Raw genomic sequence first — 13,862 nt, 5'->3', positions numbered from 1 at the left:
TTGCTAGTGATTCCGCAGCATCGAGATGAGCTCGGATTTCTTCTTGTCTGAATAGCCTTTGAGGCCAAGTTCCTTGGCTCGGGCTTTCAATTTGTCCACAGTCCAGTCATCGTAATCACCGGACTTTCCGCCCTTGCGTCCTACTTCCTTGCGGCCCTTGGCCGCGGCAGCGTTCGAGACGCGGGCAGCCTTCTCCTTGGATGCGCCATCCTCGCGGAGCTCTTCATAAAGTTTGGGGTCCTTCAAACTGGAGTTCTTCTTTCCAGGCATGATGCCTTCCTTTCTCTGAATTGGTTTAGGCGCCCGTCTCGTAGTGTGGCTCTGCCACCGGTTTGGACTCGGGTGAACCCCGTTCGCGAAGGTACACGGAGGCGCCGACCAGGACGGCCACGGCCAGGAATTCGCTTTGCCAGTTCTGGAAGGATTCGAACCAGAACCGGCTTGAACCGAGGTATTCCCACGTGGAGATCTCGGGCAGGCCATGGCTCAGCTGCTCCTCGTTGTAAGCGGCCGTGCCACCCACCGCGTGCAAGGTGAACGAAGCGAGGAATATGAGGCCCAGCAGGCCCGAGAGCGAGTGCTCGTAGACCTTCAGGACCCAGCCGCCCCGCCGCACCGGCCAAGGGGTCTTGGCTGTCATCTTGGCGTCGCGGGGGTCCTCGTCCTGTGGAGCGTCCTTGTCCACTGGCTTCGACTCGGAGGAGCCTCTTTGGAACAGGAAAACCGTCAGGACCACATACATGGCCATCTGCAGGAACTCCGACTCCCAGTTCTCAAAGACGGATTCCCAGAAGGCGCCGGACGTCAGAAAATCGGAAATGCCGGTCGCGGGCTCTCCGTGCGCTTGTTGTTCTTCGCTGTAATTTGCCGCCCCTGAGATGATCATTCCGCCAAGGAAGACGACGAACAGGCCCGCGTTGACCAGCAGCAGGCCATGATCCTTGACCCAGTGGCGCGCCGGCTTGTTGTCCTTGCCGGAAGTTTCCTGGTGTTTGGAGGGCCGCAGCATCTTCCTTACGCGTCCCTTGCTTGTCCGTTGTTGCCGTTGCCGTTGCCGTTTCGGATGGCGCGGCGGTGCAGCCATAGCGGAGTGCCCACTACAAGGAGCAGCAGCACCAGAATGATGAATCCGGCGGCCACAAGCCCGGCCGTCCGTCCGGCGGTGAAGTCGAAGACCAAGGTGGCAGAGCCAACGATCAACAACGCCACGCCAGCCAACGCCCACTTGGTGACAATATCGGCGCTGGAGACCAAGGTGGCCTTGAGCCCCCTACGGAACAGGCGGCGATGAACACTGACGGGCAGCACGATGAGGACTGTGGTTAGTGCTGCCACCATCACGTTGGACAGGTAAAGACTCCGTTGCCAGTCGTCCAGGAGTTCGAATCGTTCCTGAAAGGGGAGCGTGAGCAGGAAGCCGCCAAGGATCTGTACCCCTGTCTGGAGAACCCGTAACTCCTGGATCAATTCCATCCAGTTGCGGTCCATCCGTTCCTCGGTGGACTCGTTCCTGCCGATCCTGGGAGCCTGCTCCGGCTCTACCATTTGTGCACCTCCGTGGTGGTTTTGGTGGACGACGACCATGCACGCGACTACGGTCGAACTGTCAGCATTCCTCGATCTTTTCTATCGGGGCCTCATCGGATTTCCAAGGAGGAAGCAATGAACCAGGACGAACACCGCGTGGACCCCGAGAGCGACCCCGGCGGCTACGGCACACCCACCCCGGAACAGGAAATGCCTGGTCAGGGTGATGAACGCGAGACGCCGGAACGGCCGGCCCAGGGAGTCCCCGACACCCCTGGTGACGAGTTCCCCACACCCCAGGACCCTGATGCAGCCCCGCCGCCTTCAGCGACCGGTAAAGGCGCCGACGGCGACGGGTGATGCCAGAGGGCTGCTCCCAACGCACTTGCAGTGGTGGGAACAGCCCTCACGGTCTGTAAGTGCTTAAGGCCTGCCCTTTGAATCCGGGTGGGGTATGTCCGGTTCTGGTTTATACCGTGTGTCCCCTGCGACCCGACATGAAGCTCAGCAACCAGCCGATGGCCGCAATGACGAGGAGGATGACGCCTACCCACAGCAACCAACTCAGGGCTTCGGTGAAACCGCCTACCAAGAGAAGAACAATTGCTACTACACCAGCAATGATCAGAAGTGTATTCATGGTCAGCACATTCCTTTCTGGAGGAATCTTTGATGAATCGCCGATTCCCAACTATGCATTCCGATTTACTTCGATTTAGTTATGCCGGTACTTGGAGGCGTTCCACGGCCTCAAAGTGCCTTTTCGTGTATCACATTCCGGTCTTCGCCATGTGGTGAAGTTCGCCAGTTGTGAACAGTAACACTCCTCATTGTACTACTAAGCAACCTTATGAAAGGCTTATTGAAGTCGTCACCTGATGATTGGGCAGTTGCCGCAGACATTTGCGGCGCGTTTGGCTCACATGAACGTCCATGAGAGGAACACATGAAAGCGTCACAGCAGCTTGCAGACAACCTTCAGATCGTCCTGACAGACCTTATTGAGCTACAGCTCCAGGGAAAGCAGGCGCACTGGAACATCGTGGGTCCGAACTTCCGCGACCTTCACCTCCAGTTGGACGAGCTTGTAGTGGCCACGCGCGAGTTCGCAGACGACACCGCCGAGCGTATGCGTGCACTCCACGCCCTGCCCGATGGCCGCAGTGCGACCATCGCCAAGGGCACGCGCCTGGAGGAATTCCCGGCCGGTCTGGTCAACACCAAGAACGCCGTCAAGCTGGTGACTGACCGAGTTGAGCGTGCAGTCCAGACTATGCGTGATGTCCATGACGAGGTGGATGAGGAAGACCCCACGACGGCGGACCTGCTGCACGCGTTCATCTCCCGCCTTGAGCAGCTGGTGTGGATGATTAACGCCGAAATCATGAATGCCGGTGCTGCCGTGACGGATCCGGACGAGGCCTAGACCTACCGGACCGGTTCGATCAGAGTAGGGCGGAAGAACCGTGCCCCGGCTTAAGCGCAGTGACCTGTCCAAGCCCGGCATCGTCCGCCGCAAGGTAGGAAAAGGGTTCAGCTACAGGCACCCGGACGGAAGTCTGGTCAGCAAAGAGGATCGCCAGCGCATCAATGCGCTGGCGATCCCGCCTGCTTGGACCGATGTGTGGATCAGCCCTTACGAGCATGGCCACGTCTTGGCCACGGGCGTGGACGGTGCAGGGCGCAGCCAGTACATCTATCACCCCCGGTGGCGGGAACGTAAGGACACCGAGAAGTTCCTTCGGGCCGCCAAGCTTGGTTTGGTCCTGCCCGCAATTCGGCGCAACGTCACAGTGCACCTGCAGAACACCGAAGATCCCAAGCAACAGACCCTCGCCGCAGCAGTGCGGCTGATGGATCTTGGTGCGCTTCGGGTTGGCTCCGAGGTCTACATGAAGCAGAACGGCTCTTATGGGCTCACGACGCTTCGATGCCGTCACGCCCGGGTGGAGGGGCAGGACGTCTTCCTGAAGTTCCCCGGGAAGAGCGGCCAGTTGTGGGACACATCCATCCGCGACCCCGCTCTGGCAGCCTTCCTTGAGCCCCTTGCGCAGCGGCCGGGTAAAGAGAGGTTGTTGGCGTATCAAGTCAACGGGTCATGGGTTTCCGTTGACGCGTCCATGATCAATGAATACTTGCGGGGTATCGCCGGCGAGGCCTACACATCCAAGGATTTCCGGACGTGGAAGGGCACCGCGGCTGCGGCGCTATGCCTGATCAAGTCAGGCCATAAGGGCACGCCACGCCAAGCGATAGTGCGGGCCATTAAGGAAGCTTCGGAGTTGCTGGGCAACACCCCGTCGGTAGCCCGCTCTTCCTACGTCGACCCGAGGATCATCGAGGCCTACCTCTCGGGCAAGCTCACGGAAGTGAAGCCCACGGAGGCATCGGTTGCGGGCTTCCTCAACGAAGAGAAGACTTAGCCGTTTATCGGCGGTGACAGACACTGAAAGAGCCTGCCATCACCCTTCTCCGGGTGCTGGCAGGCTCTTCCTGTGTCGCTGGGGGTGCTTACCCCTGTTTAGGCGTCGTGGTCCGTTTCGAGGATCTTTACCAGGCTTTCCAGGGCTGCATCCGCACCTTCACCTTCGGCGCGCAGCACCACGACGTCGCCGTGGGAAGCGCCCAGGCTCATCAGTGACAGGATGCTCGCGGCGTCCATGGCGTCGTCCGCGGGCTCACCCTGGCGTGCGATGGTGACGTCGAGATCCAGGTCTCCGGCTGCTTCGGCGAAAATGGCTGCCGGGCGGGCGTGGAGGCCGACGCGGCTTGCGATGGTGGCTGTACGTTCTGGCATTGGTGCTCCTCTTTGTGGAGGGTGGCTGTGGTGAGGGGTTGCTTTGTGGGAAGTCTAGACCGTGGTGGCTCTAGACGCTGGCAGTAGCAGGAACGGGTTCCGCTTCCACGGGCTTCTTGACCGCAAAGCGCTTGAGGGCGATGACGGCCAGGGCACTGACCACCATTCCGGCAACGATGGCGACGACGAACATCGCCAGGTTGCCGATGGCGAAGAAGACGAAGAAGCCGCCATGGGGAGCCTGCGAGGTGACCCCGGTAGCCATGCAGAGTGCGCCGGTGAGGGCACCGCCCAGCATGCTGGCCGGGATGACGCGCAGCGGGTCAGTTGCAGCGAAGGGAATAGCGCCTTCTGAGATGAAGGAAGCGCCGAGCAGCCAGGCTGCCTTGCCGTTCTCGCGTTCGTTGAGGGTGAAGAGTTTCTTGTTCAGGACTGTGGCGAGAGCCATTGCCAGCGGCGGAACCATGCCCGCAGCCATCACGGTGCCCATGATCAGCCAGGGTGCCTGGTTGTCGGCGCTGCCGGCGCTCAGGCCGGCCACTGCAAAGGCGTAGGCGACCTTGTTCACGGGACCGCCGAGGTCGAAGCACATCATGAGCCCAAGGATGACGCCGAGCAGTACTGCCGAGGCGCCACTCATGCCCGTGAGCCAGTTGTTGAGAGCCACCGTAAGGCCTGCAATGGGACCGCCGAGGACCAGGAACATCAGGCCCGAAGCGAAGATGGAGGCAAGCAGGGGGATGATGACCACGGGCATCAAGCCACGGAGCCAGCGCGGTACCTGCCACGTCCCAATCCAGTGGGCAGCGACGCCAGCCAGAAGGCCGCCGGCAAGGCCGCCCAGGAAGCCTGCGCCCATGAAGCCGGCTACGGCACCGGCGGTGAAGCCCGGTGCTATGCCCGGGCGATCAGCGATGGCGTAAGCGATGTAGCCAGCCAAGGCCGGGACCAGGAAGGCTATCGACAGATTGCCGATCTTGAACGCTACAGCCCCGAGGTAAATCGCGAGGCCGCCATCCGGAAGATCAAAAAGCGTGTTTTGGGCCAGAATGTCGTTAGCCCTGGTTCCAAGGGCGATGTCGTATCCCGCAAGCAGGAAGCCGAGCGCCATCAGCAGCCCGCCACCAGCTACGAACGGAATCATGTAGCTCACGCCGGTGAGGAGTGCTCGCTTCAGCTTCTGGCCGATGTGCTCGCCCTTCTCCTCCTCATCGCGCTGGGCCTGCTCTTCAGCGCCGGCATGGGGAACACGGCGTGCACGGGGGTCGTCGGCGGCTGCAAGTGCTTCCTGGACCATCTTGGTGGGTTCGTCGATGCCCCGCTTGACCGGTGCGTTGATGACCGGCTTGCCGGCGAAACGTTCCTTGCCGCGAACATCCACGTCAACGGCAAAGATCACTGCGTCAGCCGCTGCGATCACTGCCGGGTCCAGGGGCTTCGCGCCAGAGGAACCCTGGGTCTCGACCTGAAGGTCCACGCCCATTTCCTTGGCAGCGGCAACCAACGAGTCAGCAGCCATGTACGTGTGCGCAATACCTGTGGGGCAAGCGGTCACGGCCACAATGCGCTTGGGTGCGGCAGCCGTCGTCGTGCTTGCGGCAGCGGCGGCCGGCGCAGCCTCCGCAGGTGCGGCCGCAGGCTTATCGGCCAGTGCACCGTCAACGAGGTTCACGATGTCCTGCTCCGTAGCAGCCGCACGTAGTGCTGCCGTGAAGTCCTTCTTGATCAGTGATCGGGCCAGTTTGGACAGCAGCTTCAAGTGCTCCTGGTCCGCGCCGTCCGGGGCTGCGATGAAGAAGATGAGGTCAGCGGGGCCGTCCTTGGCGCCGAAGTCCACTTTGTGGGACAGGCGGGCCATGGCAAGGGCAGGCTCCTGGACTGCGGCAGAGCGGCAGTGCGGGATTGCGATGCCGCCGGGGACGCCGGTTGCGGTCTTTTGCTCGCGTGCGAAGGCGTCGGCGAAAAGGCCTTCAACCTCGGAAGCACGGCCGGTGGCGGCAACTTTGCCAGCCAGGACGCGGATGACGTCGGCAGGGGAGTCGCCCAGGTTTTGGTCGAGGGTGACCAATTGGGGTGTGATCAGCTGGGTCACTGTGAGTCCTTCTGGAGGGCCGTGATGGTTACGGCATCGGGGGTTGTCTGGTGGACTGCCGGGACAGTGGAGCCCGGCAGCGAAGCAGCAGCGGCACCATGTGCCACGGCTTGACGAAGGCAGTCCTGCGCAGAGCCGCCTTGGGTTGCAGCCAGCAAATAGCCGGCCAATGAAGAGTCCCCGGCGCCCACCGTGCTGACGGCTTTGATGGGCGGATGCGTGGCGAACCATGCTCCGTCCGCCGTCACCAGGACTGCTCCTTTGGACCCGAGTGTTGCGAGAACGGCACCTACACCGCTGGCGACGACGGCGGCTGCAGCTTCAGCGGCTTTGGCCGGATCTGCTTCCAGTTCGTCAGCAGTGGAGACGTTGGTAAAACCGGCGGCGGCGGCGAGTTCTGCGAGCTCTTCCGCGTTCGGCTTGAGGAGGTCGGGCTTTCCTGCGGCATCGCCCACCAGGGCGGCCGCGAGCGGCGCCCCGGAGGAGTCAATGGCGATGCTTGGGGCTGCCGTACCGTCCACGTTCGACCGGAGTCGACGAGCGATGGTGGCGTAGAAATCCGCGGGCACTCCTGGTGGGAGTGAACCTGCGAGAACCACCCAGCTGGCGCCACGGGAGCGTTCCAGCAGCAGCCCGATCAGGGCTTCCTGCTGTTCACCGCTCAACTCCGGGCCGGGTTCGTTGATCTTGGTGGTGACACCGTCCGGTTCGGTGAGCGTGACATTGCTGCGCAATGCCTGACCGATGGGCAGCGCCGCGAACGGTACGCCGCCGTCGTGCAGTCCTGAAAGTACAGGATCCGAATCGGCGCCCGGAAGGACTGCCAGGGTGTCCAGGCCGGAGGCAACCAGAGCCCGTGAAACGTTGACACCCTTTCCGCCGGATTCCTGGTGGACGGCCACCGCGCGCTGAACCTCACCGCGGGCCAAGGCTCCGGGAAGCTCCACCGTGCGGTCCAGGCTGGGGTTGGCGGTCAAAGTGATGATCATGCGATCACCACGTCTACGCCGGCATCGGCCAAGGCTGCTGCGAGTTCCGCGGACGGTTCGCTGTCTGTGATCAATGTGTCAACATCCTTCAGGGTGGCGAACTGGACCAGTGTTTCGGCGTCCAGCTTGGAGGAGTCGGCCAGGGCCACCACGCGGCGGGCTGACGTGACGAAAGCGGCTTTCACCGCGGCTTCTTCGGGGTCCGGGGTGCTGAGCCCAAACGTTGCGTGGATGCCGTTGGCACCTACGAAGGCAATGTCCGGGCGAAGTTTGTGAGCTGCCTCCACGGTTGACTGGCCGACGGCGGCCTGCGTCAGTCCGCGGACACGGCCGCCAAGGATCTGGAGTGCTATGCCCTGCGTGGAGGAGAGCTTGCCGGCGATGGGGATGGCGTGCGTGATGACCACGAGCTCATCATTTCCGTTGCTCGGGGGCGTGCGCTGGGCCAGTAGGTCGGCGAGGGTTTCGGTGGTGGAACCCGCGTCCAGGAGGACGCTTCCCGTGGTGAGTTGCGGGATCAGGGCGAGTGCCGCGTTAGCGATGCGAAGTTTTTCCACCTGACGCTGGACGGCGCGCTCCAGGATGCTCTCCTCGCGGGTGCTCAGGAGGTCGGAAGGGACGGCCCCGCCATGAACGCGCCTCAGGTTTCCGGAAACCTCAAGGGCCGCGAGGTCGCGGCGGATTGTCTCAGTGGTGATGCTGAAACGGTCGGCAAGGTCAGTGACGCTCACCCGTCCGCGCTCTGCGACGAGTGCGGAGATCAGTTGCTGGCGTTCTTCGGCGAACACTTACCCTCCATAGCGGTCAAACTGCGTATTAGTGCAGCCACATCAGTGACTGCTGTCACAACGATGTGGAATTGCTTGACTCTATCTTTGTTTATGTTGGTAAGTCAATAGAAACCAACATAAACACAGATGCAGATGCGGATAAGTCTGGACAGCGCAAGACTCCAGGCGCACGAAAAGAGCATGCCGCGCTCCCTGTAGCGCGGCATGCCCTCGTTCGGATCCCGACTGGGGGATATCTACGGGATCCGGCCTGTGGAGTGAACCTGCCTGGTTTCCTTGCCGGCTTGGGCTAGGTCAAAAGGCCAGGGGGTTCTCCCGGTGTTGGCGGCCCCGGCGTCGGTGGCGAGGGCACTGTGGGTCCCGGCGTGGGGTCCGGGACGGGTGGCGGCCCTGGTTCCGGCAGCGGAACGGGCTCAGGAGTGGGTCCTGGCTCGCGGGTGGGATCAGGATGCGATGGGTCCGACGGGAATCCGCTCATGATCAGGCGCTCTGCCGGTGGGCGGAGTGTTGCGGCCGAAGGCTCCCCGGAACGGTAGAGGGATACCTGCTGGAGTCCCACCCCAAGTCCGGGTAGTCGATGGGAAGGTTGTCCGGATCCGGCGGATCCGGAAGGCGGCGCTTAGCGGCTTGCCCCAGCTTTCCACCTGTGGTCGAAGGTTCTTTCCGTTGTGATTCTGCGTGCATGCTATCCCTCCCGGTAGCTCCGGAATTGTTGGTGTAGCTCCCCATGGCGTTGCTCCTCATGGCTCTGCCTCTCATGTCGTATCCAATGTCAGTCCGGCATTTCCATGCGGAAGCCGCAGTGGCACCCGAGGATGCGTGTATTGATAAGTACCTCGTACATCCGCAGCTGCGCTCCCGGAGTCAGCACCAGGGGTGCCTGGACCCTGCGAAGCTCGCAGCTTTTGGTTTTCATGGGTTCACCGCAGTGGAGGTACTGGCCGCCGAATTGCAGAACCCCTTGGGGGACGCCGGGGCGGTTCAGGACCGCGGCCACGCGTCGTACGGAGGCGACATGTTGGTAGGAGTACCTGCAAACATGGCACTCGTACGCCACTTCCACCATGTTGGGCGCGGGCGGATAGTGCGACTGAATGGAGTTCACCAGGAGGTGCTGGTCGGTATCGCAGCGCGAGCACCAAAGCGGTTCATCGGGTGGTTGATGTGCTTCGTCCGGGACTCTGGACGCTGGCTGAGCCGGCATGGGTCTGTACCTCTGCATCAAAAAATGCGGGGTGCCCGTCTGCATGAGCTGGAAAACCTGAGTCCCGTGATGTGGACTACAGGTCGATTGTGCACATAGGTGCACGCCAGATGCAAGGTTTTTGATTCCTTTGCTGATCCGGTGACGAGTTGGGCTTGGGCGACCGTAAAATGAGGCATGGACGAAATGAGCATTGATTTTGCGGCGCCTGATGCTGTCTCTGCGCCCGACGATGTTTCGGTACCCGAGCAGCTGCAGGACCTGGTGATAGACAGTGAAGATGTGGGCGGATTCCTACATGAGCTCGCGGTTTTTTCGGCTTCTGCCGTATCGCAGGCCGTTGGCATGGATGTGCTCTGCGGCATCACTCTCAGCCGGCGCCGCCGCACTGCCACGGTAGCTGGAAGCACCCATGAAGCCAGGCTGATCGATGAAGTTCAGCAGGCGTACGGTGATGGTCCTTGCCTGGAGGCCATGCGAAGCCGCAGCACCCAGCATGTTCCCGACACATCAACCGAAGAAAGGTGGTCCGAGTACTGCTCAGTGATTGCCGAGCGGGGACACCTTTCCGCGCTCTGCGTGCCCTTGGAACTGGATGAAGGCGCCACGGCGGCGCTCAACTTCTTCGCGCCGCAGGCCAACGCCTACGACGAAGCAACCATCCGCAATTGCGAACTGTACGCAAGCCAAGCCGAGCGCTCACTGCGGCTGGCTGTACGGATTGGTGTGAAGCAGCAGCACGCTGACGATCTGCAGGAAGCCATGCAGACCCGTACGGTGATTGACCTCGCCAGTGGAATCATCATGGGCCAGAACCGCTGTACGCAGGAAGAGGCGTTCCAAATTCTCAAGAAGGCATCGAGCACCCGGAACCAGAAGCTGCGCGACGTGGCAGAGACTATCGTCAAGAGCGTGGCCAACGAAACTCCCGTGGCGCACTTCGAAGCGTAAAAGCGCGCGCACAAGGGGCAGGCAGCAAGCCCATCACTTGTGACGGGTGCCACTAGTGAACTACATTCATACATGGGTTAAGCAGATAGCCCTTGGAGCCTCATGAGTTGTACCATCCCGGATGGTCCAAGAACTGCACCTTTTCAGCCGCGGCCCCTTTCGGCCGGCTCACAGCGTGCCTCCATGCAGGTTCCTTGAAGGAGCAAAAGGAGAATGGCAATGACGCTTGGATCCCCGATTCCCGCCCCGAAGCCTGCAAGCGGACGGGCACCTGCAACTGTCGATAACGGAGCACGCCCTTGGTGCACCGTTTGCAATACTGATTCCTACATTTTTGTAGAGACGGTTGTGGAAGCAACACCGAATCAGTCGGAGATCGTCGAAGTCAGCTACACGTGTAGCGAATGCGATACGTTTTACGCCCACGCAGTCCGCCTGGATGCCTTGGTACCCGCCATCCAGAGTGAATTTCTTTCAACGTCTGCAGCGGGCCTCTGGTTCAGCTGCACCCACTGCGGTGATCCCATGACCTTGGGACGCCCCACGGAACGCGTCATCGAGGCGCCCCGGACCACTGACGATCCGGACAGTCCCAGCCTCCTTGAGGTGTACCTGCAGACGCAGGTGCTCCACTGCCGTTGTGGTTTCCAAATGGAGGTTCCGCGCCACGTTGGATAACCGCCGTCTCTAAATAACTCGTCGCGGGGAGGGGTGGCTATGCGTACGTTTGGCGTCGAAGAGGAACTACTTATTGCCGATCCGGTGGACGGCATGCCCCTGGCATTGGCCGCCGACATCCTGGATGTGACCTCCCCTGAAGGCCCGGAGTCAAACCCTCAAGGGCCTTCGCTGAAGTCGGAGTTCAAACAGGAACAGATTGAGGTCAACTCGCTGCCCTGCCGGACTGCCAAGGAACTCAGGGTCGAGATCCGCGCCGGGCGGGCGTTGGCCGACTCTGCTGCCCTGGCTGTCGGGGCGCGGGTTGCCGCGTTGGCCACCCCGCCGGTCTTCCATGCCACGCCGACTACGGGCAACCAGCGCTACGCTGCCATGGGCGCGGAATTTGGTTTGATTTCCCGCGAGCAACTTACATGCGGCTTCCACGTCCATGTGTCCATTGAGTCGCCGGAGGAGGGAGTTGCAGTCCTGGACCGGATGCGCCATTGGCTGCCGGTCCTCTTGGCGCTGAGCGCCAATTCTCCGTTCTGGATGGGCGCTGACACGGGGTTCGCCAGTTACCGCACGCAGATCTGGAACAGATGGCCCACGGCGGGCCCCATGGATGTTTTCGGCTCGGCGGACGGCTACCGGGCTGTGCTTTCAGAGTTGCTGGGGACCGGAGTTCCACTGGATGAAGGCATGATCTACTTCGACGCCCGCTTGTCCAGGGGACACCCGACGGTGGAACTTCGGGTTGCCGACGTCTGCCTCTACGCCGAAGACGCCCTCACCATTGCGGTCCTCGCACGTGCGCTTGTGGAAACGTCGGCAAGCGAGTGGCGCAAGGGGGAACCGCCGTCGAGCACTTTGACGCCGGTAATCCGCATGGCCAACTGGAAGGCCAGCCGTTTCGGCATCAACAACCAATTACTGCACCCGCTGGAGCAGGCGCCATATGCTGCCGCCGATGTGGCCGGTGCCCTCCTCTGGCACATCCGACGGGCATTGACTGAATCCGGAGATCTGGCGCTCGCGCGGACAGGGGTGGCGAACATCCTCCGGCGCGGAACCGGCGAGCGGCTGCAGCGGCAAGCTTATGGCCGGCGGCTGCGGCTGTCCGACGTCGTAACTGCGGCAATCACATCCACGCATCAGGACGGCGAGCGGTCGGATGCCAGCCTGATTAGTCTCTGACAACAGAAGAACGACGACGGGACGTCGCCGTGGGTGCCCACGGTAACGTCCCGTCGTGCGTGCTTACGGGCTGTGAACCCTGCGAGGATGGTTAGCCCTGGTTGATGCGGATCATGTTGCCCGAGGGGTCGCGGAAGGCGCAGTCGCGCGGGCCCCACGGCTGGTCGATGGGTTCCTGGAGTACCTCGGCGCCGGATGCGCGCAGCTTTTCGAAGGTGGCGTCGAGGTCATCCGTGGTGAACACGAGCATGGGCATGACGCCCTTGGTGAGGAGTTCCTGGATGGCGTCGCCGTCGGCCTGTGAGCGGCCTGCGTGCGGCGGGGAAAGGACCAGCTCAAGATCAGGCTGGGCTTCGCTGCCGATGGTAACCCAGCGCTGGCCGTCCGAGCCGACGTCGTTCCGAACGTCAAAACCCAGGGCGTCCCGGTAGAACGCGAGCGACTCATCGACATCGTTGACTGTGACGTGTGCGTACTTCAATGAAATGTTCATGAATCACACGCTATTGCAGCTAGGACGCGGGCGCTTCTTCAATCCTGCTCAGGTTCTTGTTACCTGTTCTTTCAGGACGGGTGTGCTGTTTGGCGATGCAGTTGGGCATGGCCTTCACGGCGTGGTGCTCCCGGGCCCGGTATTCGCTGGGGTTGATTCCCACAATCTCCGTGAAGCGGGTGCTGAACGAGCCCAGCGAGGTACAGCCGACTTCCATGCAGGCATCTGTCACGCTTGCTCCTGCGCGGAGTAGGGCCATGGCGCGCTCAATGCGCCTGGTCATGAGGTAGTTGTACGGCGATTCGCCGTAGGCGGCCTTGAACTGGCGGGAGAAATGTGCGGGAGACATCAGTGCGCCGGCGGCCATGGTGGGCACGTCCAGCGGACGCGCATACTCGCGATCGATGAAGTCGCGGGCGCGCCGCAGATGGGCCAGGTTGGCCAGTTCCTGCGGAGTCATGGGCACAGTCTACTAGGCTCGTCCCCATGGAATCAGTGGTGTGGTCGAAGCCCGAAAACCAGCGCAAGGGCACGCCGTTGCTGGTGATGATGCACGGGTATGGCACCAGCGAGCAGCGTATGGTTGACCTCTTCCCGCACCTTCCCGGCGAGTTCACCTGCGCGGCACTTCGCGGCCCCAAGAGCATCGGTGACCACTACGGCTGGTTCCTGCTGGACTACTTCCTGACCAACGACTTCGCGGATGTCATCGCGTCCACCAACTCGGTGTTCAACTGGATCAACTCCGTCAAGGACAACCACAGCAGCGTCAGCCTGCTGGGCTATTCGCAGGGCATGGCAATGGCCAGCACGCTCCTACGCCTGCGGCCCAACGCGTTCAAGGCAACGGTCGGGCTGTCCGGGTTCGTCCTGGACAACGATCTCCTGGCCCTGAGCGAGTCCTTTGACGCCCCGCCACCGTTCTTCTGGGGACGGGATAAGGCCGATCCGGTCATCAACGAGGACGCCATTGCCCACACCGAGGAGTGGTTGGACGCCAACGTCGCACTGACGGCGCGGACCTACCCTGGGATGGGACACAGGATCGAGCCGCCCGAATTGGTGGATGTGAGCGCGTTCCTGAAGTACTACGTCTTGGGTTAAGCCCCAAGGATTAGAAGGCATCCAGACCACGGAATCAAGCTTTCGCCGAGATTCGCGTCA

At 61.8% G+C, this 13,862-nt stretch carries 18 protein-coding genes; 7 read left to right on the top strand and 11 right to left on the bottom strand.

Going from position 1 to position 13,862, the window contains the following annotated elements; translation table 11 throughout:
• Nucleotides 1-3 precede the first annotated feature (3 nt).
• The 3 genes from ACZ881_RS06685 to ACZ881_RS06675 are packed head-to-tail and all read right to left on the bottom strand — an operon-like array spanning nt 4 to nt 1,545.
• Entirely contained in the window at nt 4-270 is a 267-nt protein-coding gene (locus ACZ881_RS06685; protein WP_091464697.1) for a DUF7218 family protein, read from the bottom strand.
• Between the two features lie 25 nt (nt 271-295).
• A complete protein-coding gene (locus ACZ881_RS06680) occupies nt 296-1,009 on the bottom strand; it encodes a DUF6766 family protein (RefSeq protein WP_476113494.1) in 714 nt (237 codons plus the stop codon).
• A 5-nt stretch (nt 1,010-1,014) separates the two neighbouring features.
• The gene (locus ACZ881_RS06675) at nt 1,015-1,545 is read right to left on the bottom strand and encodes a DUF6328 family protein (protein ID WP_476113491.1); all 531 of its coding nucleotides are present in this window, start codon (nt 1,543-1,545) and stop codon (nt 1,015-1,017) included.
• A gap of 117 nt (nt 1,546-1,662) precedes the next feature.
• Here ACZ881_RS06675 and ACZ881_RS06670 point away from each other — a divergent pair, with 117 nt between their 5' ends.
• On the top strand, nt 1,663-1,887 hold the full coding sequence (locus ACZ881_RS06670) for a hypothetical protein (protein ID WP_476113489.1): 225 nt from the start codon (nt 1,663-1,665) through the stop codon (nt 1,885-1,887).
• A gap of 109 nt (nt 1,888-1,996) precedes the next feature.
• Here ACZ881_RS06670 and ACZ881_RS06665 read toward each other — a convergent pair whose 3' ends face one another.
• Nucleotides 1,997-2,167 (bottom strand): hypothetical protein, encoded by a 171-nt coding sequence (locus ACZ881_RS06665; protein ID WP_017197102.1) that lies wholly within the window; start codon nt 2,165-2,167, stop codon nt 1,997-1,999.
• Between the two features lie 306 nt (nt 2,168-2,473).
• Here ACZ881_RS06665 and ACZ881_RS06660 point away from each other — a divergent pair, with 306 nt between their 5' ends.
• Both ACZ881_RS06660 and ACZ881_RS06655 read left to right on the top strand, forming a co-directional pair.
• A complete protein-coding gene (locus ACZ881_RS06660) occupies nt 2,474-2,953 on the top strand; it encodes a Dps family protein (RefSeq protein WP_024819119.1) in 480 nt (159 codons plus the stop codon).
• A gap of 40 nt (nt 2,954-2,993) precedes the next feature.
• Nucleotides 2,994-3,950 (top strand): DNA topoisomerase IB, encoded by a 957-nt coding sequence (locus tag ACZ881_RS06655; protein ID WP_476113485.1) that lies wholly within the window; start codon nt 2,994-2,996, stop codon nt 3,948-3,950.
• Between the two features lie 98 nt (nt 3,951-4,048).
• Here the strand turns inward: ACZ881_RS06655 and ACZ881_RS06650 are convergent, their stop codons facing one another.
• The 5 genes from ACZ881_RS06650 to ACZ881_RS06630 all read right to left on the bottom strand — a co-directional run bounded on the left by ACZ881_RS06650 (nt 4,049) and on the right by ACZ881_RS06630 (nt 9,301).
• Nucleotides 4,049-4,324, bottom strand: a complete 276-nt coding sequence (locus ACZ881_RS06650) for an HPr family phosphocarrier protein (protein WP_476113483.1) — start codon at nt 4,322-4,324, stop codon at nt 4,049-4,051.
• Nucleotides 4,325-4,394: 70 nt separating this feature from the next.
• Nucleotides 4,395-6,416, bottom strand: a complete 2,022-nt coding sequence (locus tag ACZ881_RS06645) for a PTS fructose transporter subunit IIABC (RefSeq protein ID WP_476113481.1) — start codon at nt 6,414-6,416, stop codon at nt 4,395-4,397.
• Nucleotides 6,413-7,405 (bottom strand): 1-phosphofructokinase family hexose kinase, encoded by a 993-nt coding sequence (locus tag ACZ881_RS06640; RefSeq protein ID WP_476113478.1) that lies wholly within the window; start codon nt 7,403-7,405, stop codon nt 6,413-6,415. Before ACZ881_RS06640 ends, ACZ881_RS06645 begins: the two co-directional genes overlap by 4 nt.
• Nucleotides 7,402-8,193, bottom strand: coding sequence for a DeoR/GlpR family DNA-binding transcription regulator (locus ACZ881_RS06635; RefSeq protein WP_091464715.1), 792 nt, complete (start codon nt 8,191-8,193; stop codon nt 7,402-7,404). The genes ACZ881_RS06640 and ACZ881_RS06635 overlap by 4 nt, the downstream gene beginning before the upstream one ends.
• Nucleotides 8,194-8,968: 775 nt before the next feature.
• Nucleotides 8,969-9,301: a hypothetical protein gene (locus ACZ881_RS06630; protein ID WP_243836644.1), complete on the bottom strand. Its 333-nt coding sequence runs from the start codon at nt 9,299-9,301 to the stop codon at nt 8,969-8,971.
• 285 nt (nt 9,302-9,586) lie between these two features.
• On the opposite strand from ACZ881_RS06630, the gene ACZ881_RS06625 reads away from it, so the two are divergent.
• From ACZ881_RS06625 to ACZ881_RS06615, 3 genes are all read left to right on the top strand, one after another.
• Entirely contained in the window at nt 9,587-10,351 is a 765-nt protein-coding gene (locus ACZ881_RS06625; protein WP_476113474.1) for a GAF and ANTAR domain-containing protein, read from the top strand.
• Nucleotides 10,352-10,570: 219 nt separating this feature from the next.
• Entirely contained in the window at nt 10,571-11,029 is a 459-nt protein-coding gene (locus tag ACZ881_RS06620; RefSeq protein ID WP_476113471.1) for a hypothetical protein, read from the top strand.
• A 39-nt stretch (nt 11,030-11,068) separates the two neighbouring features.
• Nucleotides 11,069-12,205, top strand: a complete 1,137-nt coding sequence (locus ACZ881_RS06615) for a glutamate--cysteine ligase 2 (RefSeq protein ID WP_476113469.1) — start codon at nt 11,069-11,071, stop codon at nt 12,203-12,205.
• Nucleotides 12,206-12,296: 91 nt separating this feature from the next.
• On the opposite strand, the gene ACZ881_RS06610 is transcribed toward ACZ881_RS06615, so the two are convergent.
• Nucleotides 12,297-12,698, bottom strand: a complete 402-nt coding sequence (locus ACZ881_RS06610; protein WP_476113466.1) for a VOC family protein — start codon at nt 12,696-12,698, stop codon at nt 12,297-12,299.
• A 19-nt stretch (nt 12,699-12,717) separates the two neighbouring features.
• On the bottom strand, nt 12,718-13,158 hold the full coding sequence (locus ACZ881_RS06605) for a helix-turn-helix transcriptional regulator (protein WP_476113464.1): 441 nt from the start codon (nt 13,156-13,158) through the stop codon (nt 12,718-12,720).
• Between the two features lie 26 nt (nt 13,159-13,184).
• On the opposite strand from ACZ881_RS06605, the gene ACZ881_RS06600 reads away from it, so the two are divergent.
• Nucleotides 13,185-13,802: an alpha/beta hydrolase gene (locus tag ACZ881_RS06600; RefSeq protein WP_091464724.1), complete on the top strand. Its 618-nt coding sequence runs from the start codon at nt 13,185-13,187 to the stop codon at nt 13,800-13,802.
• The last annotated feature ends 60 nt before the right edge of the window (nt 13,803-13,862 follow it).

Source organism: Paenarthrobacter sp. TE3676 (assembly GCF_056279165.1).
The sequence above is the reverse complement of the archived record's forward strand: the minus strand, read 5'-3'. Positions and strand labels throughout refer to the sequence as shown.